The sequence below is a fragment of the Stenotrophomonas sp. 22LJNL06-5-1 genome (assembly GCF_056861455.1).
Genome location: NZ_JBSPUE010000002.1, coordinates 47,056 through 70,236 on the forward strand (window position 1 = coordinate 47,056; position 23,181 = coordinate 70,236).

Genomic DNA, 23,181 nt, shown 5'->3' on the forward strand with positions numbered 1-23,181 from the left:
GAGCTGAATATGAGCGACATCCAGTGGAGCGACGGCGCTCCCATCTACCGTCAGCTGAAGGGACGCGTGATTGCCATGATGCTCGACGGAATTCTCAAACCGGGCGGCGCCCTGCCTTCGGTGCGTCAGATGGCCGCCGATTACCAACTCAATACCATCACCGTTTCGCGCGCATACCAAGAGCTGGCCGATGAAGGCCTGATCGAGAAGCGCCGCGGTCTGGGCATGTTCATGACCGAGCAGGCCGCCACGCAGCTGCGCAGCAGCGAGCGCGAGCGCTTCCTCGATGAAGAATGGATGGTCGTGTTGGAGCGCATCCAGCGCTTGGGCCTGAGCCTCGACGACTTACTGCCCCAGGGGAAAGTCTGACCGGGAGGACGAGGACAGAGATGTTGGGATTTCCGCGCATGCTGCCCTTACACACGATGGACTTCGCATTTTCATGAATAGTCTTGGGTGATCTGTAGAGGGTGTAGGGGCGGTGCCCCTACGTAAGCGCCTCACACGCGTTGGCGGCGTTTCGGCCCCGGTGCCGACAGGACGGGGTTGGCGGCTCGGCGTCGCGGCCAGCCATTACCCTGGACACCGCTCTTGGTGGCGCGCCATCGAAGTGGCCACCTCGATCACGTCAGCCGGCACTGCAGGAAAGCTGTTTCTGGCAGCCCTAGTGCTGCAACGGTTTCGAGGATGTCCCGATCGACCTGCAGATCGCGCACGATCAGGCTCCATGCCAGAGTAGGTGCCGGGACAACGGCAAGAGACGTGCCAACCACCCCAAGATGATCAGAACATAATATACATTATGCGAAATGATGTATCGGTCGGTGGTTGGCTTTGTCGGCTCTGCATGGCAATGGCTGGGCCTTGATTGACGTTGAACGGCCGCCCCCGCTGCTGACGGGACAACTAAATCTGTACTTCTGCGCCAAGTAAATTTGTACTCTTCGGTACGACTGCGTTTTCGCTGGGGGGCGCAACTAAGTTTGTACTTTTTTGCCCTGACTCCGCAGCTCGATCTCGCGCCTGGACAGGATATCCTCTCGGCGCAGCAGGTCTGATTCCCAAGCACTGAGCAGATCTATGAGTCTTCGCCACGGACTATCCACCGGGATTGTGACTGCCGCCAATACCGGCGTACCCAAATCATCCGGCCGGAGCGATCGATGCTCATCCGCGCCCTCAGGTTCAGCGTTCGGCGGCGTCACCATCAGATGGCCAAACTGAGCGTAGAACGCATCGATGTACTGCTTTAGCGTGGGGCCCGAGCCGCGCCCGCCGAGTTCTTGTCGAAGATTGCGCTGATTAGTCACCCTCCCCCTCTCAAGTAGGGAGGTAAGCGCCAAGAAAGCTTCCTCTTGCGTGATTGAGGTCGGCATTGTGGTCCTCCGGAAGCTGGCGTCCGAGCCTCATTGTGCGCCGATTGCGGCTCCCTTCAAGTGCCCTTGCCTATTCATTCGCAAGCTCCAACATCCTTGCGGCATCGGTGTACATGACCGCATCTAGCTCGGCGAATTGAGACATTTCCCCCACACGTTTGCAGCGTGTAGACAGCGGCACTCTTACACCAGTAGCTCATGCAGCAGGCAAACAGTGCGCAATGATTCTCCGGCTGAGACCCCGGCGTCTGCTCAAGCGACGGCGGAGACTGTGGCAGATTCGCCGGCGAAACTTTGGCTTGCTAGACTCACATCCTGTGTAGTCATCATTGATCGAGGGGCCTGAATGCACTTCGACACCCTTACGCCGGCTCAACGGATCCTCCGCGATGCGGCTACGGCGCGCCAAACACTTGCTGCGCAATGGCCGAGTGCCGCGCAGGTCGGTCACATGCTTGACTCTGATGCTCCCAACGGTAGTGAGCTTGTCAGCCAGTTGCGCCGCGCGGGCAAGCTATTAGGGGTGTACGTCACCCAGTCCTCGCCCGGCTACCGCTATCCGACTTGGCAGTTCCACGCCAATGGCCAGCCTGTTGCTCACTTGGCTGAGATTCTGGAGGTTCTGCACGAATTCGGCCCGTTCGAGCACGAGTCGGGCGGGCTGCGCCGCACCACAGGCTGGGGTGAGGTCGAGTGGTTCCTCACTCCGCACGCGATGCTCGATGGTGCAACTCCGGCCGAAATGTTGGCCACTGATCCGTGCCGCGTTTTGCGGGCTGCGTGCGTCGAGTTTCACGGCGAAACTGAGTAGGGTTTAGCGTTGGCGTCGGGCAATTGCCCGGTCGGTCTGGGTGGACATGATCCGCCACATCCCAACGATCGGCGAGAAAAATCCAGCGGGCGTTTCTCTTGCGCCCTGGACGAACGCGCGGAGCATTTGCTGCATCAGGTTCATGGTCGTCGCCTCTCCTAGATGTGCTTGTAGCTCAACTATAGCGGCGGAGGTCGTCACGCCCAAAACTTCTCAGCAGTCATTAACCAATGAACTAACGCCCCCTCCAGCGCAACGATCAGTCGGGGCAGCTTCTGCGGCTGACTGGGCGCGTTCCGTCCTGGCCGATCACCACTTCGCCATCTTCCTTCGTAAACGGCTCGTGCACTGCTGGCAGGATGTCGAGGACCATCTCGGAGGGCCTGCACAGGTGCGTGCCCATGGCGGTCTGGACGAAGGGCCGATTGATGAGAATAGGATTGGCCAGCATGGCATCCAGCAGTGCGTCTTCGCTCAACGCGGGGTCGTCCAACCCCAGTTCCAGATATGGCGTGCCCTTCTGGCGGATGGCACCGCGAACATCCAATCCAGCAGCGGCAATCAGCTCAACAAGCCGCGCTCGGCTGGGCGGGTCGACCAGATACTCGATCACTTCCGGCTCAATGCCGGCGTGGCGTATCAACGCCAATGTGTTTCGCGAGGTTCCGCACTTGGGGTTGTGATAGATGACAGCGTTCATCCGTTCTCCTTTTCATTCAATGCGGTCTCGATGACGCCGGCCGCGGCGGTCAGGCCGGCCGCTTCGACAGCCCCCTTCCGTTCGCTGTAGCGATCAACCAGGTAGTCACTGCGACCACGCACCAGCAGGGTGAACTTGACCAGTTCTTCCATCACATCTACGACGCGATCGTAGTAGGCCGACGGTTTCATGCGCCCCTCGTCATCGAACTCCTGCCAGGCCATGGCCACCGAGGACTGGTTCGGAATCGTGACCATCCGCATCCAGCGGCCGAGTACGCGCAGCGCATTGACCACGTTGAAGGACTGGGAGCCGCCACAGACCTGCATCACGGCCAGGGTGCGACCTTGGGTCGGGCGTACGCTCCCCTCTTCCAATGGCAGCCAGTCAATCTGGTTCTTGAACACAGCAGTCAGCGTCCCATGCCGTTCCGGGCTGACCCATACGTGCCCTTCGGACCACAAGGAGGCCTGACGCAGCTCCTGCACCTTGGGGTGGGAGGCGGGCACCGAATCGAGCATCGGCAGCTCATGCGGATCAAAGAGTCGGGTCTCCGCGCCCAGATGTTCCAGCAACCGCTGCGCCTCCAACGCCAGCTTGCGGCTGAAGGACTGCGGGCGCAGGGAACCGTACAAGATCAGGATGCGGGGACGGTGCGGCGCGGCATTCGGCTCGCTCAGCTTTTCGGCCACCGGAGGGTTCAAGGCACCGGGGACGACATTGGGAAGGTGTTGCATGGGGGTTGTCCTGGCTATTTGATTCGACTATTCTAGAATCATGGAACATAAAAACGCAACCCAAGCCCTGGCCGCCCTGGGTCACGCCACCCGGCTGTCCATCTTCCGCCTGCTGGTCCAGGCCGGAAGTGGCGGCAAGCTGGCCGGCGACATCGCCCAGTCCCTCTCCCTTCCCGGTGCCACCCTCTCCTTCCATCTGAAGGAGTTGCTGGCCGCTGGCCTGATCACCGCCGAGCAGCGCGGTCGCACCATCTGCTACCGGGCCGAATTCGAGGCGATGAGCGCGCTGGTGGTCTACCTGACCGAAAACTGCTGCGCCGATGAACAAGCCTGCGAACGTCCTGCTGGCTGCTGACCTCCCCCTTCTTAGAGATCGCTCAAATGACCCGTCGTGTTCTGTTCCTGTGTACTGGCAACTCCGCCCGCAGCGTACTTGCCGAATCGACCCTTAAAAAGTGGGGCGAAGGCCGCTATCTCTCCTTCAGTGCGGGCAGCCAGCCGGCCGGTCGCGTCAATCCCTTTGCCATTGCCCAGCTGGAGCGCGAAGGCTTCCCGGTCGAGGGCATGCGCAGCAAGTCTTGGGACGAATTTGCCGAAGCCGATGCCGCTGCCATGGACCTGATCGTCACCGTGTGTGACAGCGCGGCGGCCGAGGCATGCCCAGTGGTGTTTGGTGACTTCGTCCGCGTGCATTGGGGCCTGTTCGACCCGGCCGGCGTGGAAGGTTCGGATGCGCAGAAGGCAGAAGCCTTTGACCGTGCCCATCAGACCATCAAGCGACGCCTGCAGGCGTTCCTGGAGATTCCTGACAGCGCCTGGGACGACCGCGTGGCGCTGAAGGCCCGCCTCGACCCGATCGCTCAGATCGACTAACCGCTTTTCCGAGACCTGCCATGACTGCTGATTCCCCCCGCCTGTCCTTCCTGGACCGGTACCTTACGCTCTGGATTTTCCTGGCGATGGCCCTGGGCGTCGGCTTGGGCGCGATGTTCGAAGGCGTGCCCAGCGCGCTCCACAGCCTGTCGATTGGATCAACCAACATCCCCATCGCCATTGGCCTGATCCTGATGATGTATCCGCCGCTGGCCAAGGTGAAGTACGAAGAGCTGCCCAAGGTGTTCGCCGACAAGGGCGTGCTGATGCTCTCGCTGGTGCAGAACTGGATCATCGGTCCGTTCCTGATGTTCGGCTTGGCGGTGCTGTTCCTGCGCGACTACCCCGAATACATGACCGGCCTGATCCTGATTGGCCTGGCACGCTGCATTGCCATGGTGCTGGTCTGGAACCAGCTCGCCCGCGGTGATGGGCAGTATGTGGCCGGCTTGGTGGCCTTCAACTCGATCTTCCAGATCGCGCTGTTCAGTGTGTATGCCTGGTTCTTCCTGTCGTGGCTGCCGCCGGTGTTCGGGCTGCAGGGCAGCGTAATTGACGTCAGCTTCTGGACCATTGCCGAGGCGGTGTTGATCTACCTGGGCATTCCCTTCCTCGCCGGGTTCCTCACCAGCCGCTGGCTCAAGGCGCGCAAGGGCGTGCGTTGGTATGAAGAGAAGTTCCTGCCGGCGATCAGTCCGATCACGCTGGCGGCGCTGTTGTTCACGATCGTTGCCATGTTCAGCCTGAAGGGGGGAGATGTGCTGCGCATCCCGATGGATGCAGTGCGCATCGCGATCCCGCTGACGCTCTATTTCATCATTCAGTTCGTGCTGAGCTTCTTCATGGGCAAGTTCATTGCGAAGGACTACCCGCGCACGACCGCAATCGCCTTCACTGCGGCAGGCAACAATTTCGAGCTGGCCATTGCCGTCGCCATCGCCGCCTTTGGTCTGGCCTCGCCGGTCGCCTTCGCTGCGGTCATCGGTCCGTTGGTGGAGGTGCCGGTGCTGATCCTGTTGGTCCACGTCGCCCTGCGGCTGGGCAAGCGCTACTTTCCTGCCGACGCACGGAGTTATTGAATCATGAGCACGACCCGACACATCCCGTTGTTGATCCTCGGTTCCGGCCCGGCGGGCTGGACCGCAGCCGTCTACGCCGCCCGGGCCAACCTGAACCCGGTGGTGATCACCGGCCTGCAGCAGGGCGGCCAGCTGATGACCACCACCGAGGTGGACAACTGGCCGGGTGACGCCCACGGCGTGATGGGCCCGGACTTGATGGCACGCATGCAGGCCCACGCCGAGCGCTTCGAGACCGAAGTGATCTTCGACCACATCCACACCGCCGATGTGACCCAGCGCCCGTTCAAGTTGATCGGCGACAGCGCCGAATACACCTGCGACGCGCTGATCATCGCCACCGGCGCCACCGCCAAGTACCTGGGCATTCCGACCGAAGAGGCCTTCAAGGGCCGCGGCGTGTCGGCCTGCGCCACCTGCGATGGCTTCTTCTATCGTGACCAGGACGTGGTCGTGGTCGGCGGCGGCAACACCGCCGTGGAAGAAGCGCTGTACCTGTCCAACATCGCCCGCAAGGTCTACCTGGTCCACCGCCGCGACAGCCTGAAGGCGGAAAAGATCATGCAGGACAAGCTGTTCGCCAAGGTCGCCGCAGGCAAGATCGAAACCGTTTGGCACCACCAGGTGGATGAAGTGCTGGGCAATGAGGCCGGCGTCACCGGCGTGCGCGTGAAGTCCACCCTGGACGGCAGCACCCGCGACATCGACGCCCACGGCTTCTTCGTGGCCATCGGCCACCACCCCAACACCAGCCTGTTCGAGGGCCAGCTGACCATGAACAACGGCTACCTGGACATCCGATCGGGCCTGGGCGGCAATGCCACCCAGACCTCGGTGGAGGGCGTGTTCGCCGCCGGCGACGTGGCCGACCAGCACTACCGCCAGGCCATCACCTCGGCCGGGTTCGGCTGCATGGCCGCACTGGATGCGGAGCGCTACCTGGATGCACTCAAGATCTCCGATCAACAGCAGCGTAAGAGCGCCGCCTGAGTGCGGCGGCGCGAGGGAGCACCGATGGAGAGCGTCGATGTGGTGGTTATTGGAGGTGGCCAGTCGGGTCTTTCGGCCGGCTATTTCCTGCGACGCAGCGGGCTGTCCTATGTGATTCTCGATGCGCAAGCGTCGCCCGGCGGCGCATGGCAGCATGCCTGGCAATCGCTGCATCTGTTTTCCCCGGCGGGCTGGAGCTCCATTCCCGGATGGCCCATGCCCGCCAGCCAAGGCCCCTACCCTGCGCGTGCGGAGGTGCTGGCCTACCTGGCGCAGTACGAAAAGAAATATGCGCTGCCGATCATTCGCCCCATCCGCGTGCAACGAATCACCCGCGTCGGCGAACGGCTGCGGGTGGAGGCCAGCGACGGTCGGCAATGGTTGGCGCGGGCGGTGATCAGCGCCACCGGAACATGGGGAGAACCCTACACCCCTGAGTACGAGGGGCTGGACTCCTTTACCGGGATCCAGCTGCACTCTGCCCACTACAGTACCGCTGCGCCGTTTGCCGGAATGCGGGTGGCCATCATGGGCGGTGGCAATTCAGGTGCGCAGATTCTGGCCGAAGTATCGATGGTGGCTGAAACCACCTGGATCACCCAGCACGACCCGGCGTTCCTAGCCGATGACGTCGATGGCCGCGTGCTGTTCGAACGCGCCACTGAGCGATGGAAGGCGCAACAGGAAGGCAGGGAGCCCGAGCTGCCGTCAGGCGGTTTCGGCGACATCGTGATGGTGCCGCCGGTGCTCGACGCACGGGCGCGAGGGGTGCTTGCCGCCGTGCCACCGCCGGCCCGCTTCTCCCACACCGGCATGCAATGGGCCGATGGCACCGAGCGGGTGTTCGATGCGGTAATCTGGTGCACTGGCTTCCGCCCGGCGTTGCCGCACCTGAAGGGCTTGGACCTGGTAACCCCGAAGGGCCAGGTGGAGGTCGACGGCAGCGGCCTGCGAGCGGTGGCGGTGCCCTCGGTCTGGTTGTTGGGATACGGGGATTGGAACGGCATGGCCTCTGCCACGCTGATTGGGGTCACGCGGTACGCCCGCGAGGCCGTCAGGCAGATAACGGCCTATTGCACAGCAAGGGACATCTAGCGAGAGGCCGTCTCAACAGCGCCTTCCCGCCGCTGCTTGCCCACTTCAGCGGTAAGGGTCCAACACCATCCTGAGTACGACCCACCACGTGATGACAATGGGGAAGGTCCCAAGCTGTTGATCGCTTAGTAGTCCGTGAGCGTAGCGGTTGCGGAGATTGCAGCCTGCGCGGTGCGTCATCAGGGCCTTGAGCTCGAAGTTCAGGCCGCGCGGAAGAATGCCGACCTCGTCATCAAGCTCCAATAGCTCTGACAGCGAGCGCTCCTGTTCGCCTTTCACCTTGTTGAACACCAAGGTGTTGATGCCGTGCGCCTTCAGCTGAGCACGAACCATCGGCTCGACCATGGGAAGTAGGTTGATCCCGGCCGTGTCCCACTCATGCTGCAGGCCTGCCACCAAGCCCCGTGCGATCTGCTTGTGGTGCCCCTCGGGAGCGCCCGGACTTCTACCCACGAAGGACAGAACGTCATTGAAGGAGCTGCTGAATCGCTCAGAGAGCTTTCGCACGCTGGTTAGAATGAATGGTGCCAGCAAGAAGGTGTAGCGGGTCTGGCAGACATTTTCGACCGCAGCCGTTTCGAGGTGTTCGGGATCCGTGGGATCAAACGGTGAGTGCGAGCGTAGCGGTACGCCGTCGGCGTCCAGCTCAGTGCTGCCAAACCAAGCGCTGAAGTAGTCTGCCTTGAGTGCTTTGGCGTGTTCCACTTCGGTAGTGAAGTCCGAATAGTCGGTGAAGCTGAACGCAATTCGCATCAGCGAGGTTGGATAGTCCGTCGCTGCGAGGTGTTCGTCCACCCAGGCGTGGATGGGACGGGTGTCCACTGGAATGGCCACCTCCCCCATTTCGTCGTTGATGCGCAGGCGCACGTCCTCCAGGTCGCGCTGGAGCTCGCGAATACGCTCGCGTGGCGCGTGATTCTGCCGCAGCTCGGCAATGCCCTGGGCCATCCAGTACGACGCGACCATGGCCGAGCTGGCGCGGCCGGCGCGTACCACCAGTGATTCCCCTGCCTTCCGACCGGCCTGGCGACTGCGCTCGACAAGGTTGAGGGACAGCCACAGGCGGCTTGCCAGCTGGAACAGCAGGTGGGTCAGCTCGCTGTCGATGTCCGCAGATGGGTCCATCCCTGCGGCGGTGGACTCCAGCAACGCGGCGGCCGCTTGTGTGTGCTCTGCGTCTGCGCGACGGAGTAGCTCGTCGGCGAAACGGTTGGCCAACCCCTTCATCGGGCCATCCAGTACCGACTGGAACATGACCATGAAGGTCAGCCAGAGTTCGCTTCGGAAGGCATCATCCTTGCGCAGGCCGCGCCAGCCCAGATCCAGGGCTCTACGCAGGTGATCTACCGCCTGCGGGGTGATCTCCTTGGCCGCGGCACGCTGTGCCAGACGGAGGTAGCTGCGCGCCCCAAGCGCTGCCAATTGCTGGATGTCCCGCCCCGTGATCCGGTTCGTCGCCAGCGCGATATCGGCGCACCGTGCGGTGAGCCAGTCAGTTGGTGCCTGACGCGCAAGCGCCGTCAGCGCCTGCAGGTCATTGGCGCTGATGTGGTCCAGTCCGGCGGAGGATCCCTCGGGGCTGATGATGCGCGGCATGAACAGGGTGGTGCCGCCGACCTGCAGGCTCATTGAGCTGATCCTGGCGACAAACTGCAGAAGCGCTGAGGCGGTGGCCTGGCCGCTCTGCTGGGCCTGGGTGGCGCGTTGGGCAATCCGCTGGGCGAGGTCCCAGTCGTTTTCGGTCCAGTCCAGGTTGGCCAGACCGTCCTCCCAGCCGGGCGCGCTCAGCAGTCCCGGCTCAAACGGGACGCTGAGCAAAGACAACGGCGATTGCGGGCGCGGTTGCCCGTCAGCGGGGTCAGCAGGGTGGAAAGTTGACATGGAATACCCCTGTCAGGGCCTGGGGAGGATGCCGGTCAGGCGTCGGTGACGTACGGTCGCGTGCCGGCCAGGCAGTAATGCCGCCAGGTGGCACCGCGCTGGTTGCAGCGGCCCCCAGTGGTGGATGGTGTCCTGCATTGCACGCAAAGAGCAGATCGCCGCTAGACGTCGTTAAAGGCCCAGCGCTCGCTTGTGCGCCAGCGCCGCCTTGGCGCGCCAGCCCATCACCGCTCCGCCAGCGGAGAAGCCGATCGCGTAGTGCAGGCCGACGTTGGGTGCGGTGCCCACCAGTGCAATTACGCCACTGACCAGCGCGAGCGCGGGGTACACCATTCCCAGCAGCAGCACCCGCAGCGAACGGGAGCGTTCAATGCCCGCCACACCGGCGTAGCGCCAGCGCACGAAGCCATCGTGTAGCAAGGCGTGGCTGAGCGCGGCGATCCCGCCGAGCAGCAGGCCCGCCAGAACGTGATACAGCTCACTCGGTACCCGGGCATGCAGCGTTGACATGATCGGAAACAGCGCGATGAAGAGCACGAGCATGGTCATGTCGGCTGCGTGCGCGCGTCGGGAGATGGTGGTTGTCATCGGTGTGTCTCCTTTCGTTGTGCAATGAATTGGGCGATGGCATCGGGGTCGTCCCACAGCGGCCGTACGTGTGCCCGGTCGGCGTGTTGCTGTGCAGCCAGGGCGTGGTCAGCCGACCAGTCATGGCACGCCCGCCAGGCCTTGGATGGACGATAGAAATTGGCGTGCTGCAGTTCGATAAACCCTTTGCGTCTGAGGAAGGCGGGCAGCCGGGGATTCTGTACGCGCTCCACGAACAGCGCCGGCCACGGAATCAAGGTATCGCACAGCTCAATGAATTCGGTCAGCCAACCGCGGCCTTTGAGGCGGGGGTTGAGCTGGATATTGCTCAGGGTCAGTACCGGAACCGCATCCCCCAACCCGGCCAACGGCTGTCGTGCGTGCTTGATCCAGATCCGGGTGCCGGCGCGCTTGAGCTCTACACAGTCGGGGATCTCGGCGGCATCGACCAGCGAGATCCACTTGAACAGCTGTAGTTCGATGCTGGGGATCCGGTTCAACTGGGCATTGCTCATCATTGATCGGGTGCCTGGTGGGTCTGTTGGGCCAGTGGAGTGGCGGCGGGAGCGCTGCCCTGCCCCGCCGGCGGGTGATCGCGCGGGAGGGGCTGCTCGCAGCGGTCATCGGCCTACCGCGGGCGCGCCTTGCGGAGCGGTTTGGGTTTGGTTGGCACCGGCGCTGCCGGCGGGGTCAGTGCAGCGCGCACCTGCTCGGGCAGATCGCCCAGGCGCTCAAGCTGGCTGGCATAGGCGCTGGCCAGTGCGCGCTGGATGTCGCGCTCGCGCAGCGCCTGGGCGCTGGCCTGTTCGGCCTGCTGACGGGCCGAGCTCAGCTCGCTGAGCTCACGCTGTTGCTGGCGGGCTTGTGTGGTGACGCTGTGCTGAAGCTGCTGCAGGGCCTGGCGGGCCCGGTCCACCTCGGCCAGGGCGCGGTCCTCGGTGGCGCGCAGGTGCGCCAGCAGCTCATCGCGCTCGGCGCTGTGCTGGTCGGCTTTCTGCGCCAGCTCGGTGCGCAGCGCGGCCAGTTGACCTTCCAGGTGTTCGTTACGCCTATACGCGCCGTCGCGTTGCCGGAGCAGGTCGTCGCGCTGGTTGTGCAGCTGTTGCATCTGCTCGCGCAGGGCGGCTGCGCTGGCCTCGGCTGTGCGGGCCTGGTGCTGGGCCTGGGACAGTTGCTCCAGCGCCTGGCTGCGCTCTTGAGCCAGCACGTCCTGCTGGCTGGCCAGGGCGGCCTGCGCCGCCTGCAGATTGGCGCGTTCGCCGGCCACCACGGCCTGCGCGTGTTCGGCGGCGGCCTCCAGCGCGGCGGCCCAGCAGCGTTGCGCCAACGCGTCCACCGCCGCCGGCACGTCCGGGCGGCCCTGTTCCCGGGCGCGCTGGCGCAGGCGTGCGCCGACGCTGGCCCACCAGGTCTCCAAGTGACGGGTCACGGTATTGGGGGAGCCGGTCCCCAGGTGGGCACGAATGCGCTCCACGGTGGGCCGCTCCCCGCCGGCGACGAGGTCATCGGCGGCGTTATGCACATCCAACTCGGTCAGGCCACGGGCCATGCGGGTCTCCTGGGTTCAAACTTACGGCGGCAGGCGCTGTACTTCCGATAATGTAGACTTATCGGAAGTATCGCGGCATTGCTGTAGTGAGGCATACATAGTACAGATGAAAACCATCACTTCTACTACCGTCGATCGGACGCTCGCCCTGCCCGAGCCGGCCCGGCTGTCAGCGCAGGCCGCCACCGCCGCCGACCAGATCCTGGCAGCAGCACGCAGCGCCAATACCACCCGCAGCTACCGCACCGCCCTGCGCTACTGGGCCGGCTGGTACCAGGGCCGGTACGGCCAGCCGCTGCGGCTGCCGCTGCCCGCAGCAACGGTGGTGCAATTCATCGTCGACCACGTGGCCCGCGACACCGCCGAGGGCGTACGCTGGGAGTTGCCGGCCGCGCTGGACCAGGCGCTGGTGGCGGCCAGGTTGAAGAGCCGCCCCGGCCCGTGGCGCTTGGCCACCCTCACCCACCGCGTCTCGGTGCTGAGCAAGGTCCATCAGCTGCAGCACCTGGCCAACCCCATCGACAGCGCCGAGGTGCGCCAGCTGCTGGCCAGCGCCCGCCGGACCGCGCACAAGCGTGGCGAGCGCCCACGCAAGAAGGTTGCGATCACCCGGGTGGAGCTGCACGCGCTGTTGGCCACCTGCGGCCCCGACCTGGCCGGAGTGCGCGATCGTGCCCTGCTCTACTTCGGCTTTGCCACGGGCGGTCGCCGTCGCAGCGAGGTGGCGGCAGCGACCCTGGCCCATCTGCGTGCGCTGCCCGAGGGCGGCTTTGTCTACCACCTGGACCAGGGCAAGACGCTGCAGGACGGGCCCAAGGCCGGCGGCAGTCCGGACAAGCCGCTACTGGGCGCGGCCGCGACCGCGTTGCAGGCATGGCTGGACGCCGCCAAGCTCGCCGAAGGGGCGCTGTTTCGCCGGGTGTGGGGTAACCGGGTCGGCCCGGCGTTGAGTGATCGCGCCATTGCCCTGGTCATCCAGCGCCGTGCCGCGCTGGCCGGCCTGGAGGGGGATTTCGGCGGTCACAGCCTGCGCTCGGGCTTCATCACCGAAGGGGCGCGCCAGGGCGTGGCCCTGCCCGCCCTGATGGCTATGACCGATCACCGCTCGGTGGCCAGCGTGGTGGGGTACTTCCAGCAAGGCGGCGCGGTGAACAACCCCGCGGCGCGACTATCGGATGCGCCCTGATCGCGGGCTAGACCTTCCACGTCCAGTTGGAACCATGAATGCGGCGATTGCCCTGCTGGTTCCAGGTGTAGGGCTTCCACATCAATGTCGGCGGCGCGCCACCGTACTTTGACTCATCCGCCAACCGGGTGAACACCTCGTCGGTAATCCACGTGGACGGTTCTAGGTCCAGCTCGGTCAGCTTAGCAGCGTGATTGGCAGCGCGCCCCACCCACACGAGGTCATTACCGCCGCGCACACCCGTGCGTGCAGCGCGGATTGTACTGCTGTCGATTCCGACCACCTGCTTCACGGTGCCGGCCCAGTGCGGATACTGGCGCCGCAGTGCCGGCACGACGATATTCTTGACCGCGTAGTTGATTTTCAACCCTGCCTTGGCGGCTGGCGTGGCTTGCCGGTCACCGACCCAGATGCCCATGACGCGGTCACCGTCGTAGGAGGTAATCTTGCCGCCCTCCTTCTTGATGATGGTGGCGGCGCAATGCAGGAACGCTTTGTAGATCTCCGCGCTCAGCCACCAATGCTCGGCATCGACCATCTTGGTGGAGCCTTTAAGGTCTGCGTACAGGACCGTGGCGCGATCAAACTCGACTGCGTCGTTGCCCAGCCGCAGATCCTCAGGATCGGGCACGACCTGGCCCTGTCGGGTTGACCACTGGTTTTGCGTGATCGCTTCGACTGCTGCCGTCATCTCTTCCAGCACTGTCATGGTCAGTCCCTCGGTCCAGCGGCGAGAATCCGGGCGCGGATCTGCTCGCATGCCGGTGCCAGCAAGGCACGGGCATCGGCACCAGGTTTGTATCGGTAAGGAACGGTAGTCAGCCCCGCCAGGTCGCTTGGCAGCTTCAGCTTGTCTTCGCGCGGCTCCATCAGGAAGGCGCGCCGACGTCCCAGGAACCCAATGAACATGCCCAGCTCAAAGACGACGTTGTCGCGCATGACCGGCCACTCGTCACCGCGGCTGATCACCATGTCGTCGGCATGAGCCACGGCAATGGCAAAGTCCGCCTGTTCCAGCTGGGCCTCCAGCTCATCAAGGGTGTAGTTGGCCGCGCGGAAAACGCCATGGTCCCAGACCACCGTCAGGAAGGGATCGTGCTCGAAATGCTGCACCAGCAGGCGGGTGACCGGCAGCGCCTCCACCGAGGACATCACGAAGACCCGGACCCGTTCGCGGGGGGCCGTAATCATTCGGTTGCGCTCCTTCAGCCGGCGCGACAGAGCAGCTGCCAAGCGCCGCCAGATCAATGGGTGTGCATCGGCAACGCGACTGAAATCGCTTTCAGGCACCTTCAGCACCACTGTGGGCTCGGTGGCGGTGATGGTCGCCGAACGCAACTGGGTCGGCTCGATGGCTGCCATCTCCCCCACGTGTTCCCCGACGCGGCGGGTATTGACCACTTTGCCATTGACGATCACGTCGACCGCACCGGCCACGATGAAAAAGACGTCGGTTTCGGCATCTTCTTGCGTGATGAAGGACGCGCCAGCCGCCACGTCCAGCAGTTCCCCGGCCTCAGCCAGCTGCGTGGCAGCAGCCTCCAGCCCCGCCAGGGTGCGGAACTCGGCCAAGGCCGCCACCAGTCGCCTGCCGCCGTCGGCAGAAAGTCGCTCGATAATGCTCGCCCCCATACCTTCCCTCCCTTGAAAGTGTGAACTGGCTCCCAATATACGACAAATGAACCAGCCGAAAACCGGTTGGTGCCCGGCCCGAGAGCGACGCGACCCGCTCCGGCCCGGTCTCCATTTGGCCGCAGGGAGCAGGACGATGGGACATAGCTGGAAGGAAGACCGCACCAAGAAGCGCCTGGCCACGCGTTACGAGGAAGTCCGTAAGGTCGATATTCGTGACTACACGCGCGAGACCTCGTTGGACAATATCGCGGTCAACCGCGCCTATCGGGTTAACGGCGCGCATGTCTACATCGACATCGTCAATCTGCAGGACATGCTCAACTGCACCAATGTTGAAGGCGAAACGTGCCACAAGCGCGCTCTCCGCTTCCTGAATCAGCATTACCGCGCCGTCCACCGCCTCCTAGTCGAGAGTGAGACGGTCCGCGTGGATTTCCACAACCAACGGTTGCATGCGGTGGTCACCAAGCCCTATGGCGATGCCGATGAGCGCGCACGGATCGAGCGCGCGGTGGCCATTGCCCAGCTGACCATCGACGTTCTGGCCGAAACGGGCGATACGGATGAGCACATCCCCAATGCACAGGTCCGTGTGGGTATCGACAGCGGGCTGGCACTGGCCGTCAACAACGGTCGCCGCGCCAGCCGCGAGCCGCTCTTCCTGGGCTCCCCGGCAAATCAGGCCGCCAAGTGCGCCGGCCATGGCGTGGCGGAGGGCATTTACCTCACCCATGGTGCACGGGCGCTGCTCGAGCTCCCGGCGCTGAGCGGCGACAAAGACCGCACCACGCCACTGACCCAAGACCAAGTGGCGGCCTGCGTGGAGGCGGCAGGCCTGGGAGTTTCCAAGACGAGGATCATCGAGCTCTGGAAGGAGGAGCAGGAGGACCTGCCCATTGGCGAGTTCGAATTCAGTCGACCCACCCCGCCGATTTCCGATCTGGACTTCAGCCTGCTTAGCGCTGCCAAGTCCAAGCGCTTTGAGGGCGTGTCGCTGTATGCAGACATCGACGGCTTCACTAACTTCGTAGATAAGCATCTGGATGAGGATCCGCAGCATCTGGTACGCGCTCTCCACGTGCTGCGGTCAGAGCTGGATGCGGTAGTGCACTTGGACTTTGCCGGGCGGCGCATTCGCTTTATCGGCGATTGCCTGCAAGGCGTGCTGCTGGAAGGTACCTCAAAGGAGACCGACACCGAAGCGACGGTGAGTACAGCTGTACAGTGCGCAGGCGCACTTCGCAGCAGCTTCGCCGTGGCCCTCGACTACTTGAACTCCGAGGGTTCGACCACCGAGCAGCTGGGCCTGGCCATCGGCTTTGAGCTTGGGCCGCTGGCACTGTCCCGGCTGGGCATGAAGGGCAGTTTGGTGCGCTGCGCAACCGGCAGGGCGGTGCTGGCCTCGGAGGATGAACAGCGGCAGTGCGATGGCGTGCAGACCGCGATCGGTGAGAAGGCCTACAACGCCGGTACCGACGCAGTTCGTCGAGTGTTCGCATCTGACCGAAAGGTGGCCAACCTCGATTACGCGGCAGCGGTGGAAGAACTGGCCGCGTCGGGTGACCCAGTAGCCAAGGCGGTATTGGCGGCCCATTACGCAGAGGCGGCCCCCGCGGTGGTTCCCGCCCTTGAACAGCCGATCCGCCCGCACTCAGATATCCACTGATGGCGTTGGCCTTCGAATTGCTGCAAGGCGTGGCATCGGACTTCGGTGCCACGCTGCGTCGCGCCGCAGGCGGAGGGAGGGCTGAGATCTTGGTCACTCGTCCAGGCGGGGCTGTGCATGTTTTCACCCTGGCGATCTCCATCGCCGGGGAGCACGTGTCTGCTCAGGAAGCCCCAGGACACCATCAACTGCCGCAATTCTGCCCTGACAGACACATCAACCCCAACCAAAGCTTCTGCTTGGGATGGGGTGAAAGCAAGCCGGGCCACATCATTGACGAAGCGGCAGCCAGACAGTGGTGGTCGACCGTGTATCGATTCTTGGCCCATCAAATCAGCGCGAACGTACGCAGGGTCTTCCCTGGCGCGGAAAACGGCCGCGCCCATGGCGACGCGGCCAAGCATCAAGCTATCGCAGAGCAGGCAGCCGAATGCTTGGGCCCAGAATTCAAGGCGGCAGCGCAAGCCGGCTTGTTAGAAGTCCGGCAAGATGGGCGACCGGGAAAGCATCGATTGGAGCTGTGGCGTGGCAAACGACTTCTTGCGCGCGTTTCGCTTCGCAGCAACACCCTGCTTTCTGGAAGATTGGCCTGCCCTTGCGGTCGCCATCCTGAGCGCGCGACGGCGGATTGCGTAGACCACGCCGAAGCTCTGGTGACCTTTGTCCTGGAACGGCACCGCTGCTTGCTAGCCGACAGGGCCTTCCTTGATCAATGCGCTGCAGCGGGAATGGTTTGCTGCGGGACCTTGGAGACATGCGGTCTTCGCATGGCCATCCGACGCAAGCTAGTCGCCTCCATGAAGAAAGAGAGCTCTCAACATGCAAGAAGTTCGAAATTCTGGCGACCGCCAGCCAAGTCAAAGCGACCGCGTTAACGCCGCATGGCAGCAGCTGCAGCTCGTGCTTGGCTTCTTCTCGCGAGTGGACACGAAGCTATCGGTCGGTCTGGGCATCAACCTGGGCATGCTGGCGATGCTTTCCACCCGAATCCCCAGGCCGGAAGATCTCACCCTACTCGTCTCAGTCATTGGCGTGCTGTTCCTGACGCCGTTGACGTTGAGCTTCTGGAACCTGTGGTGGGGATACTTCCCAGAGCTTCGCGGCGGATCCAATTCGCTGATCTTCTTTCTTCGAATCGAAAAAATGACCGAGTCTGAGTTCTTGCGCGCTTGCGAGGACAGGACACTGGATGCGTTTGAGCGAGACCTGCTGGGTCAATGCTGGAGGAACTCCAAGATCCTGGCTTCCAAGTTCAAGTGCTTGAAGCGGTCTTACCTCGCTACTGCCCTGACCATTGCACCTTGGATGGCGCTCATTACGCTGCTTCCATCGCCTGCGAAATAGCCGCGCGTCTTCCAACAGCTAAGGTTTATGCAATGGTTCCTCAATCTTAGGCATCCCCTGGCGATCTATGGGGGTGGCACAGGAAGGTCGGCCAACAGGCGCGCTTTGATAGCCTGCCGTTGTCTTCCAATTTCCTGCAAGGTGGATAGAACTCGCTCATGTTCGCGCCGTCGTACGCCACCGCGATCACATCGACCAAGCGTGCCCAAGTCAGGATGCCTAAAGTGCATCGGACAACTGTAAGAGGCCCCCGGCTGAAGGAGGGCCCAATGTGGCGTGTCTGTCACGCCATCGAGAATTGCGCGTTGGTCTAAGTCAGCATATGCATTCTGAATCTCCGCTAGGGCGTAGACCCAGTGCTGGAAAGAGCTGGCAAGGCTTAGTTGCGCGGCGGGAAGGCTGGGAAGCCCCATCTGCTCCTCCCAGTCGTCTGCACGATGCCGATCAAACCACGCATCCATTCGCTTGAACTCGCGGTCCCACTGCAGTCGCCAGAGCGCATAGCCCTGTCCCAAGCAGCACATCTCTGGATGTATGCAGATCTCCCTAGGGATGCGCCCTCGCAACCCACCAATGGCCGTTAACGCATATCTGGCGCAAGCGCCATGACCTCGTAGATGGCTTCGTCGGAGGTGACGGGAAACTGCTCTAAACATACGCTGATAGGCCGGGAGCGTATGCTCTTCCGACCTCCCCGCTCGCTGGTCGCACAGAGATATCAGCTTGGGGAGTGATGGGTAGAAGTGGAAGGTGCTTGGTGCCGGCTCCAGCGCCGCAGCGACCAACGAGTTCGGATTCACCTCAATGGCGCGCCAATACCAGCCGGTCTCCTCACGCGTCGACAGGTCCCCCCATAACGGGTGCGCATACCCCGTCCTCGGCGTTTGACATCCAGAGCCGAGCTGGTCTACTGCCCCCTGCCATGCTTCGAGCTCGTTTAGCGCCGAAGCTGCTAGCTTGCCCTGGCATTCCCCACGCAGCATGGAGGTTCTTGCGTCGAGCAGGGACTGGCCGCACTCAATACAGGCGTATCCACTGCAGCTTACGCCTTTTGTGTCGAGTGAAGTGCCGCAGTTGGGGCACTGCAGCTGAAGGGGGATACCATGAATAATGCAGTTCCTGAACCTATCGTCCTGCTGATACGCGTAGTGCATCCCGTAACCAACGCATACTGGGCAGTATCGAAGCTCGTCCTCACCAAGCCACCTGCGCGGTTCGGCGAGCAGGTGCGCCACATCACTGAGCTCTTCTTGCTCGGCTAGGTGCGTACCCGCACCCACATCCGCATCCGCATCCGCATCCGCATCCGGCAAGAGTACCGCTTGTGCATCCGGCAAGAGCACGGCTTGGCCGCGCAAATGGAATCGCCACGCTCGCTTGGTCTTTAGCCAAGTTACGCGTGAGCGATTTAGCCAGCCCAAAAGCTGAACGATGGACCACGATGAGCAGTGGTCATCGATCAACAGGCGACTCCAGGAAATCATGCGCCATCCTGACGATTAACTCGGCCACGTCGTGCGGCAGACACGAATGCGGGCGGACTACGCGCACCATAATCGGTGTCTTCGATTGCTCGTTCCCAGTCGTTGCGGGTCAGCACCAGATCATCGGCATCGCTGGTCTCCGCGTCGAGGCCCACCAGCATGAGCGCCTCCGCTATCCACTGCATGCTCACCCCCTCTCGATCAATCACGCCCCCGGACCGGGCACGGAACGCCTCAAACATTTCGTCTGCACACCTTGCGAGACGAAATCCCTGTGCGTAAGCACGCGGCCATAGGTACTGGGTGTACGACCACCCAGATCCCGTCGGATACTGCGCCTCCTCGTCACAACAGCGCAGACATACTCGTATGTCAGCCGCGTCTTGCAGGCTTCGGAACTCATTGAGTCGCGACATGAACCTCTCACTGAAGTCCGGCATTTGGACCTTGAGTCGGTCATGCATGGCGCACAGCTGGCTTTGGCCAAACAGCACCACAGTCACTTTGATATCTCGAACAGTGAGCCAGTTGACCAGGCGCTTCAGCCACCCGAGCTCCTTTGCGTGGAGGTTCTGAGCTTCGTCAATTACCAGGAAGATGCGTCTTCCAGCGATAGCCAGCGAGTAAAGCGCTCGTTCAAGCTGATTCCGCTTCCCGGTCAGGGTGCGATCAATGCGGCCCTCATAGCCGATCTCGGAAAGCAGGTCTTCAATCAGTGCGCCTTCCGCAGGGACCTCTTTGGAGGAAGGTTCATAGACTATGAAGCCGCAGCGTGGGAACTGAACAGGTGCCAGCTTTCTCAGGGCGGCAATGCAGGAGGACTTCCCGGAGAGTGGGTGCGCCCAGAATGCAACCGATGACCGCGCACGGCGAGCCTTATCGAAGATGAGCGTCGCCGCCTCCCTCACGGCGGGCGTGGCAAGTATCGCGTTACCCCTCAGTAACGGATGGTCAGCGAGCAGGTCCGGATAGGTCGCACGGATCGCCTCCACATTGTCCTTGGCGTGCATAAGCTCCTCACGTTTTCCCAATGACGCTGAAGTCGATCACCGTTGGCTTACGAAGTCGGCGCACAAGCTGCTGTGTGGATTCGCGTTTCGAGTGCATCGGCTGCGGCTGCTCAGAGGTATATCCCTTGCGGGCCTCCTCCGCGACTATGGAGGCAGCTCGCGTCACCCTGGCTGACTTTTCGTTTGCTTCAAGTGCAGCTTGTTCCTGGCCCGCGAGGAACTCCTGGGCGGGATGTTGGTCAAGAAGGTCATGCGCATGCTTGATTTTGGCTTTGAGCAAGCGGCGCATCTCGCGCGAGTGCGGATACCGCCAACGACTGGAGATTGGCAGTAGCTCGTCAAGTACTTCGCCCTCTACGGTGTAGGCTTTGACGGTAGAAATGTCGTTAGGGTCGGCGTGCACTCGGATCTTCTCACCTACCAAGTCCCACCGTGCCGCGAGCTCCCTGGATGAATACTCCACGGAGGCATACGTTATATACGGTAACCTACCCTTCGCTTGACTTCCGCGTACGGTAGGCATGCAGATTTCAAGCCTCAGCGGCAGGGACGTAAGGTCAGGGGGTGGGCACAGTGGCGGCAGCACCCCGCTGGTATTGAAATAGTAATCTAGCAGCTGCTGAGCGGGGCTACTTCCATAATTGGCCTCGGTGGGCCTGTTATTCCACAGCCCTACTGCATTTGTCATTGCATGCATGATGTCCTCCATGGAGATCTTCATGCCTACAGCCGCGCGCTCTGGGTGAACTCGTCGCGTGTCTACGGGATTGTTCCCGGTTGTGGCGCGTGAGCGATGGAAGAGCTCTCGTGCCATCCAGCTGAAAACACGCTCCACCAGGCAGCGCCGCTGGGGGCGCTTGATCGCGCCAAAACTAACAGCGGCACCAGCGGATTCGCGGACCTTGGCGCATACGGAGTCGGACAGGTGCGCCAGTGCGTTGTCGACGAAAAGCGTGTCAAAGCCGATTCGAAGTCCACATTGATTGGTGCGCCGCACTCCCGATAGCAACGCTTGCTTGATTTCAACCGAAAGGCACTGTCCTGCAATCGCTCGATCGATGCATTCCAGGAAGTCCGCACTGGATGGCTGGCGACGCGCTACCAAATCCCATGCCAAGATGTAGTTGGTGTAACGGTCCACCGCTACGATCAGCGTCAATCTCCGGCAGGGGACAAATTTCGTTCCTTTCGGCGTTTCAATGCCGACCGAGATGATCATGTGCACTTCGTGCTCATCTGCCTCTACCACTTCGAAGGGAGCCTTCGCCTCGATCTTTTCCAATGGCGATCTGCCCCGTTTGGAGCGATCTCGGCTAATCTCCCCGAACTGAAGCAGCGCTACCTGTTGATGGTTGTCGGCAAAGAATCGGTGTAAGTATTGGGTAAGACTGGTACGTCCTTGGCGCTCTACGCAGAACGGCCAGTCTGAAGGTCCAAGTCCTGCATCAGTGCAGAGCCTCAGGAAAACTTGATGTGCTGTGCGGGGCGTTACCCTCCCCCGATCGTTCCCCGCAGGGTCGACACCCGTCGCCAAGTACTTATCCAAGGCGACTCGGATGCTCGGACTAATCGTGAACGTCTGGTCAAGTGCGCCTACGTACCCACCGCGTGACAGATGGGGCATTGAGCGGACGGGGCGTCTTCGAACAGGTGGCTTGGTCCGAATTCCCTTTACCAAGCCCATGAAGCCGGCGAGTCGGCCATCGTGCATTACGTGGAGACATCGGTTCAAGAAGAGCACAACCTGATGACATTGGTAGCCGTGTCGCTCTTCGATCAATGAAACTGGATCGCCTGCGAGGTAGCAAGCAAGCGCAGCCCTGCGACGGTTCCACACAGCTAGATCCTCCGGACTAAGCACGCTGAAATCAAACGACGGCCACGCCGACATATCTCTGAGGTCAGCGGGCAACGTTCTTCTTGTGTACCTAGGCAAGGCGGGCATGATCGAGCCTCATCAACCTCGTGTGCAAAGACCATGGCGCGGTATCAAGGTTTGATAGAAATGAGCGCGCTCGCAACGCCAGTACGGCTGCCCCAACTACATGGGATGCATGATGGGCATCCAAGTCATTGACTAGATTTCCCAGGGTGGTGAAGCGGCGAAGCCGGACATGGGATTCCACTTCGTCTGCAAGCGGCGCTAGGTCCACGCCTCCGCACCGGTGAAAGGCTGCGATGGCTGCCTTCCAGTTACGGATGCGTAGGGACGCCTCAATCAGATCGCCAACGGTAATTAATGTGATCGATCGGCCACCGGCCTCTTGCAGTGCGGAAATTTTCTTTAATGCGTTGGTGGAGCCGTCGTCTACCACTCTGCCTTGGGACGCCCCATCCTCAAGGACGACCACCGCATCAGCAATCGCCTCCATGCCGCCTATCGAGAGGTCAACTTCTGGCCCGGCATACTCAGCTCGGTGGACCGCTGGATCACCTTCGCAGTAGTAGAACAGCAGCATACTGAGATCGCCACTGAGGGTTACCGCATGGCTAGCGAGCGGCGACTTGAGGTGCCAGAGATTCGAAGAATTGCTGGTGCGCGCCTGCCGTACGCCCAGGATGCGTTTTCGCGCTCGCGTCGCCAAACTCATCTCAAGAGATCCAGTCCACGCGTCACTATTCTATCGTCTACAACTGACGATCAGGGCGACACCAATGTCACTATCTGGGCCTGCCGTGACAAAGGTCGCCTGCCTGATCGGCAGGCCCTAGGTGTTCGGCGCAACCGTACTCCTAGACTCTCTCGATGACAATTCCGTCCGCGAACCCAAACGGGCTAAGTACAGATTTAGTTGCAGTTTTCCGGACAGAGTACATTTTTAGTGGGTAAGGTCACCCATTCATACTCGTTTCAATCGAGGGCAGTCGTTTGTAAGCCACTGTTTCGCGGTACGACGCCGAGTACAGAAACAGTTGCCCCGTCACCAATTCGGTAGCTTCTACATGGCCGGGGACGGTCTGCCTCAAATCTGACGGCCTCAACTGCCGAGTTCTCGACAGATTTCAAGACCGCCTCGTCGTGGCGTTGAAATGCCATAGCTTCCTCGCAAGCTCATTGGCGGGATACCAGTCAGGCGTCTCGTGATTATCGTCGAGTGCGTCGACGATGGAGCGTTCTTCTGTGTCCTCATAGATCGGCATCCCCTTTTGGGTTGCTGACGATTTCTCTTCTAAGCC

The 23,181-nt window shown here is 62.1% G+C and carries 24 protein-coding genes; 11 read left to right on the top strand and 13 right to left on the bottom strand.

What is annotated here, in order from left to right:
• Positions 1–9: 9 nt before the first annotated feature.
• On the top strand, positions 10–369 hold the full coding sequence (locus tag AC13GF_RS05890) for a GntR family transcriptional regulator (protein WP_483003789.1): 360 nt from the start codon (positions 10–12) through the stop codon (positions 367–369).
• Between the two features lie 608 nt (positions 370–977).
• Here the strand turns inward: AC13GF_RS05890 and AC13GF_RS05895 are convergent.
• Positions 978–1,376: a hypothetical protein gene (locus AC13GF_RS05895; protein ID WP_087922537.1), complete on the bottom strand. Its 399-nt coding sequence runs from the start codon at positions 1,374–1,376 to the stop codon at positions 978–980.
• 346 nt (positions 1,377–1,722) lie between these two features.
• On the opposite strand from AC13GF_RS05895, the gene AC13GF_RS05900 reads away from it, so the two are divergent.
• A complete protein-coding gene (locus AC13GF_RS05900; RefSeq protein ID WP_483003791.1) occupies positions 1,723–2,187 on the top strand; it encodes a hypothetical protein in 465 nt (154 codons plus the stop codon).
• 3 nt (positions 2,188–2,190) lie between these two features.
• Here the strand turns inward: AC13GF_RS05900 and AC13GF_RS05905 are convergent, their stop codons facing one another.
• The 3 genes from AC13GF_RS05905 to arsH form a co-directional block, all read right to left on the bottom strand.
• Positions 2,191–2,331 carry a hypothetical protein gene (locus AC13GF_RS05905; protein WP_483003793.1) on the bottom strand — a complete coding sequence of 47 codons (141 nt, stop codon included), beginning with the start codon at positions 2,329–2,331 and terminating at the stop codon, positions 2,191–2,193.
• Between the two features lie 115 nt (positions 2,332–2,446).
• A complete protein-coding gene (arsC, locus tag AC13GF_RS05910) occupies positions 2,447–2,887 on the bottom strand; it encodes an arsenate reductase (glutaredoxin) (RefSeq protein ID WP_483003794.1) in 441 nt (146 codons plus the stop codon).
• Complete coding sequence (gene arsH, locus AC13GF_RS05915; RefSeq protein ID WP_483003796.1) at positions 2,884–3,624, bottom strand: arsenical resistance protein ArsH; 741 nt, start codon at positions 3,622–3,624, stop codon at positions 2,884–2,886. The genes arsC and arsH overlap by 4 nt, the downstream gene beginning before the upstream one ends.
• A 40-nt stretch (positions 3,625–3,664) precedes the next feature.
• Here arsH and AC13GF_RS05920 point away from each other — a divergent pair, with 40 nt between their 5' ends.
• Genes AC13GF_RS05920 through AC13GF_RS05940 form a run of 5 tightly spaced genes read left to right on the top strand, consistent with a single transcriptional unit; the run spans position 3,665 to position 7,661 of the window.
• A complete protein-coding gene (locus tag AC13GF_RS05920; RefSeq protein ID WP_483003797.1) occupies positions 3,665–3,979 on the top strand; it encodes an ArsR/SmtB family transcription factor in 315 nt (104 codons plus the stop codon).
• 26 nt (positions 3,980–4,005) lie between these two features.
• Positions 4,006–4,497 carry an arsenate reductase ArsC gene (locus AC13GF_RS05925; RefSeq protein WP_087922542.1) on the top strand — a complete coding sequence of 164 codons (492 nt, stop codon included), beginning with the start codon at positions 4,006–4,008 and terminating at the stop codon, positions 4,495–4,497.
• Positions 4,498–4,517: 20 nt separating this feature from the next.
• Positions 4,518–5,576, top strand: coding sequence for an ACR3 family arsenite efflux transporter (arsB, locus tag AC13GF_RS05930; protein ID WP_087922543.1), 1,059 nt, complete (start codon positions 4,518–4,520; stop codon positions 5,574–5,576).
• A gap of 3 nt (positions 5,577–5,579) precedes the next feature.
• A complete protein-coding gene (gene trxB, locus AC13GF_RS05935; RefSeq protein ID WP_483003799.1) occupies positions 5,580–6,566 on the top strand; it encodes a thioredoxin-disulfide reductase in 987 nt (328 codons plus the stop codon).
• 24 nt (positions 6,567–6,590) lie between these two features.
• Positions 6,591–7,661 (top strand): ArsO family NAD(P)H-dependent flavin-containing monooxygenase, encoded by a 1,071-nt coding sequence (locus AC13GF_RS05940; RefSeq protein ID WP_483003800.1) that lies wholly within the window; start codon positions 6,591–6,593, stop codon positions 7,659–7,661.
• A gap of 45 nt (positions 7,662–7,706) precedes the next feature.
• On the opposite strand, the gene AC13GF_RS05945 is transcribed toward AC13GF_RS05940, so the two are convergent.
• The 4 genes from AC13GF_RS05945 to AC13GF_RS05960 form a co-directional block, all read right to left on the bottom strand.
• On the bottom strand, positions 7,707–9,542 hold the full coding sequence (locus AC13GF_RS05945) for a DUF4209 domain-containing protein (protein ID WP_483003802.1): 1,836 nt from the start codon (positions 9,540–9,542) through the stop codon (positions 7,707–7,709).
• A gap of 171 nt (positions 9,543–9,713) precedes the next feature.
• Positions 9,714–10,130 carry a hypothetical protein gene (locus tag AC13GF_RS05950; protein WP_483003803.1) on the bottom strand — a complete coding sequence of 139 codons (417 nt, stop codon included), beginning with the start codon at positions 10,128–10,130 and terminating at the stop codon, positions 9,714–9,716.
• Positions 10,127–10,645 (bottom strand): hypothetical protein, encoded by a 519-nt coding sequence (locus AC13GF_RS05955; protein WP_232462996.1) that lies wholly within the window; start codon positions 10,643–10,645, stop codon positions 10,127–10,129. Before AC13GF_RS05955 ends, AC13GF_RS05950 begins: the two co-directional genes overlap by 4 nt.
• Positions 10,646–10,758: 113 nt before the next feature.
• Positions 10,759–11,679, bottom strand: a complete 921-nt coding sequence (locus AC13GF_RS05960) for a DNA-binding protein (RefSeq protein WP_483003805.1) — start codon at positions 11,677–11,679, stop codon at positions 10,759–10,761.
• Positions 11,680–11,785: 106 nt separating this feature from the next.
• On the opposite strand from AC13GF_RS05960, the gene AC13GF_RS05965 reads away from it, so the two are divergent.
• Positions 11,786–12,865 carry a site-specific integrase gene (locus tag AC13GF_RS05965; protein ID WP_483003806.1) on the top strand — a complete coding sequence of 360 codons (1,080 nt, stop codon included), beginning with the start codon at positions 11,786–11,788 and terminating at the stop codon, positions 12,863–12,865.
• A gap of 7 nt (positions 12,866–12,872) precedes the next feature.
• On the opposite strand, the gene AC13GF_RS05970 is transcribed toward AC13GF_RS05965, so the two are convergent.
• Together AC13GF_RS05970 and AC13GF_RS05975 are read right to left on the bottom strand one after the other, a co-directional pair.
• Positions 12,873–13,574: an adenylate/guanylate cyclase domain-containing protein gene (locus AC13GF_RS05970; RefSeq protein WP_483003807.1), complete on the bottom strand. Its 702-nt coding sequence runs from the start codon at positions 13,572–13,574 to the stop codon at positions 12,873–12,875.
• Between the two features lie 2 nt (positions 13,575–13,576).
• The gene (locus AC13GF_RS05975) at positions 13,577–14,497 is read right to left on the bottom strand and encodes a TIR domain-containing protein (protein WP_483003809.1); all 921 of its coding nucleotides are present in this window, start codon (positions 14,495–14,497) and stop codon (positions 13,577–13,579) included.
• A 136-nt stretch (positions 14,498–14,633) separates the two neighbouring features.
• Between AC13GF_RS05975 and AC13GF_RS05980 the strand changes: the two genes are divergently transcribed.
• From AC13GF_RS05980 to AC13GF_RS05990, 3 genes are read left to right on the top strand one after another with little or no spacing between them, the layout of a single operon-like run.
• Entirely contained in the window at positions 14,634–16,166 is a 1,533-nt protein-coding gene (locus AC13GF_RS05980; protein WP_483003811.1) for an adenylate/guanylate cyclase domain-containing protein, read from the top strand.
• A complete protein-coding gene (locus tag AC13GF_RS05985; RefSeq protein ID WP_483003813.1) occupies positions 16,166–17,041 on the top strand; it encodes an E2 domain-containing protein in 876 nt (291 codons plus the stop codon). The genes AC13GF_RS05980 and AC13GF_RS05985 overlap by 1 nt, the downstream gene beginning before the upstream one ends.
• On the top strand, positions 16,986–17,510 hold the full coding sequence (locus AC13GF_RS05990; protein ID WP_099552198.1) for a Pycsar system effector family protein: 525 nt from the start codon (positions 16,986–16,988) through the stop codon (positions 17,508–17,510). Before AC13GF_RS05985 ends, AC13GF_RS05990 begins: the two co-directional genes overlap by 56 nt.
• 1,480 nt (positions 17,511–18,990) lie before the next feature.
• On the opposite strand, the gene AC13GF_RS05995 is transcribed toward AC13GF_RS05990, so the two are convergent.
• The 3 genes from AC13GF_RS05995 to AC13GF_RS06005 form a co-directional block, all read right to left on the bottom strand.
• Positions 18,991–20,004: an ATP-binding protein gene (locus AC13GF_RS05995; RefSeq protein ID WP_483003815.1), complete on the bottom strand. Its 1,014-nt coding sequence runs from the start codon at positions 20,002–20,004 to the stop codon at positions 18,991–18,993.
• 7 nt (positions 20,005–20,011) lie between these two features.
• The gene (locus AC13GF_RS06000; protein ID WP_483003817.1) at positions 20,012–21,223 is read right to left on the bottom strand and encodes a hypothetical protein; all 1,212 of its coding nucleotides are present in this window, start codon (positions 21,221–21,223) and stop codon (positions 20,012–20,014) included.
• Positions 21,224–21,932: 709 nt separating this feature from the next.
• Positions 21,933–22,595 (bottom strand): hypothetical protein, encoded by a 663-nt coding sequence (locus AC13GF_RS06005; RefSeq protein WP_483003819.1) that lies wholly within the window; start codon positions 22,593–22,595, stop codon positions 21,933–21,935.
• Between the last annotated feature and the right edge of the window lie 586 nt (positions 22,596–23,181).

Excerpts from the sequence above, each read along its gene's own strand:
- AC13GF_RS05980 (WP_483003811.1), top strand. The coding sequence starts at position 14,634 with ATGGGACATAGCTGGAAGGAAGACCGCACCAAGAAGCGCCTGGCCACG.
- AC13GF_RS06005 (WP_483003819.1), bottom strand. The coding sequence starts at position 22,595 with ATGAGTTTGGCGACGCGAGCGCGAAAACGCATCCTGGGCGTACGGCAG.
- AC13GF_RS05950 (WP_483003803.1), bottom strand. The coding sequence starts at position 10,130 with ATGACAACCACCATCTCCCGACGCGCGCACGCAGCCGACATGACCATG.
- AC13GF_RS05970 (WP_483003807.1), bottom strand. The coding sequence starts at position 13,574 with ATGACAGTGCTGGAAGAGATGACGGCAGCAGTCGAAGCGATCACGCAA.
- AC13GF_RS05995 (WP_483003815.1), bottom strand. The coding sequence starts at position 20,004 with ATGCACGCCAAGGACAATGTGGAGGCGATCCGTGCGACCTATCCGGAC.
- arsB (WP_087922543.1), top strand. The coding sequence starts at position 4,518 with ATGACTGCTGATTCCCCCCGCCTGTCCTTCCTGGACCGGTACCTTACG.
- arsH (WP_483003796.1), bottom strand. The coding sequence starts at position 3,624 with ATGCAACACCTTCCCAATGTCGTCCCCGGTGCCTTGAACCCTCCGGTG.
- AC13GF_RS05895 (WP_087922537.1), bottom strand. The coding sequence starts at position 1,376 with ATGCCGACCTCAATCACGCAAGAGGAAGCTTTCTTGGCGCTTACCTCC.
- AC13GF_RS05955 (WP_232462996.1), bottom strand. The coding sequence starts at position 10,645 with ATGAGCAATGCCCAGTTGAACCGGATCCCCAGCATCGAACTACAGCTG.
- AC13GF_RS05940 (WP_483003800.1), top strand. The coding sequence starts at position 6,591 with ATGGAGAGCGTCGATGTGGTGGTTATTGGAGGTGGCCAGTCGGGTCTT.
- AC13GF_RS05925 (WP_087922542.1), top strand. The coding sequence starts at position 4,006 with ATGACCCGTCGTGTTCTGTTCCTGTGTACTGGCAACTCCGCCCGCAGC.
- AC13GF_RS05960 (WP_483003805.1), bottom strand. The coding sequence starts at position 11,679 with ATGGCCCGTGGCCTGACCGAGTTGGATGTGCATAACGCCGCCGATGAC.
- AC13GF_RS05985 (WP_483003813.1), top strand. The coding sequence starts at position 16,166 with ATGGCGTTGGCCTTCGAATTGCTGCAAGGCGTGGCATCGGACTTCGGT.
- AC13GF_RS05945 (WP_483003802.1), bottom strand. The coding sequence starts at position 9,542 with ATGTCAACTTTCCACCCTGCTGACCCCGCTGACGGGCAACCGCGCCCG.
- trxB (WP_483003799.1), top strand. The coding sequence starts at position 5,580 with ATGAGCACGACCCGACACATCCCGTTGTTGATCCTCGGTTCCGGCCCG.
- AC13GF_RS05920 (WP_483003797.1), top strand. The coding sequence starts at position 3,665 with ATGGAACATAAAAACGCAACCCAAGCCCTGGCCGCCCTGGGTCACGCC.
- AC13GF_RS05890 (WP_483003789.1), top strand. The coding sequence starts at position 10 with ATGAGCGACATCCAGTGGAGCGACGGCGCTCCCATCTACCGTCAGCTG.
- AC13GF_RS05965 (WP_483003806.1), top strand. The coding sequence starts at position 11,786 with ATGAAAACCATCACTTCTACTACCGTCGATCGGACGCTCGCCCTGCCC.
- AC13GF_RS05990 (WP_099552198.1), top strand. The coding sequence starts at position 16,986 with ATGCAAGAAGTTCGAAATTCTGGCGACCGCCAGCCAAGTCAAAGCGAC.
- AC13GF_RS06000 (WP_483003817.1), bottom strand. The coding sequence starts at position 21,223 with ATGATCATCTCGGTCGGCATTGAAACGCCGAAAGGAACGAAATTTGTC.
- arsC (WP_483003794.1), bottom strand. The coding sequence starts at position 2,887 with ATGAACGCTGTCATCTATCACAACCCCAAGTGCGGAACCTCGCGAAAC.
- AC13GF_RS05900 (WP_483003791.1), top strand. The coding sequence starts at position 1,723 with ATGCACTTCGACACCCTTACGCCGGCTCAACGGATCCTCCGCGATGCG.
- AC13GF_RS05975 (WP_483003809.1), bottom strand. The coding sequence starts at position 14,497 with ATGGGGGCGAGCATTATCGAGCGACTTTCTGCCGACGGCGGCAGGCGA.
- AC13GF_RS05905 (WP_483003793.1), bottom strand. The coding sequence starts at position 2,331 with ATGAACCTGATGCAGCAAATGCTCCGCGCGTTCGTCCAGGGCGCAAGA.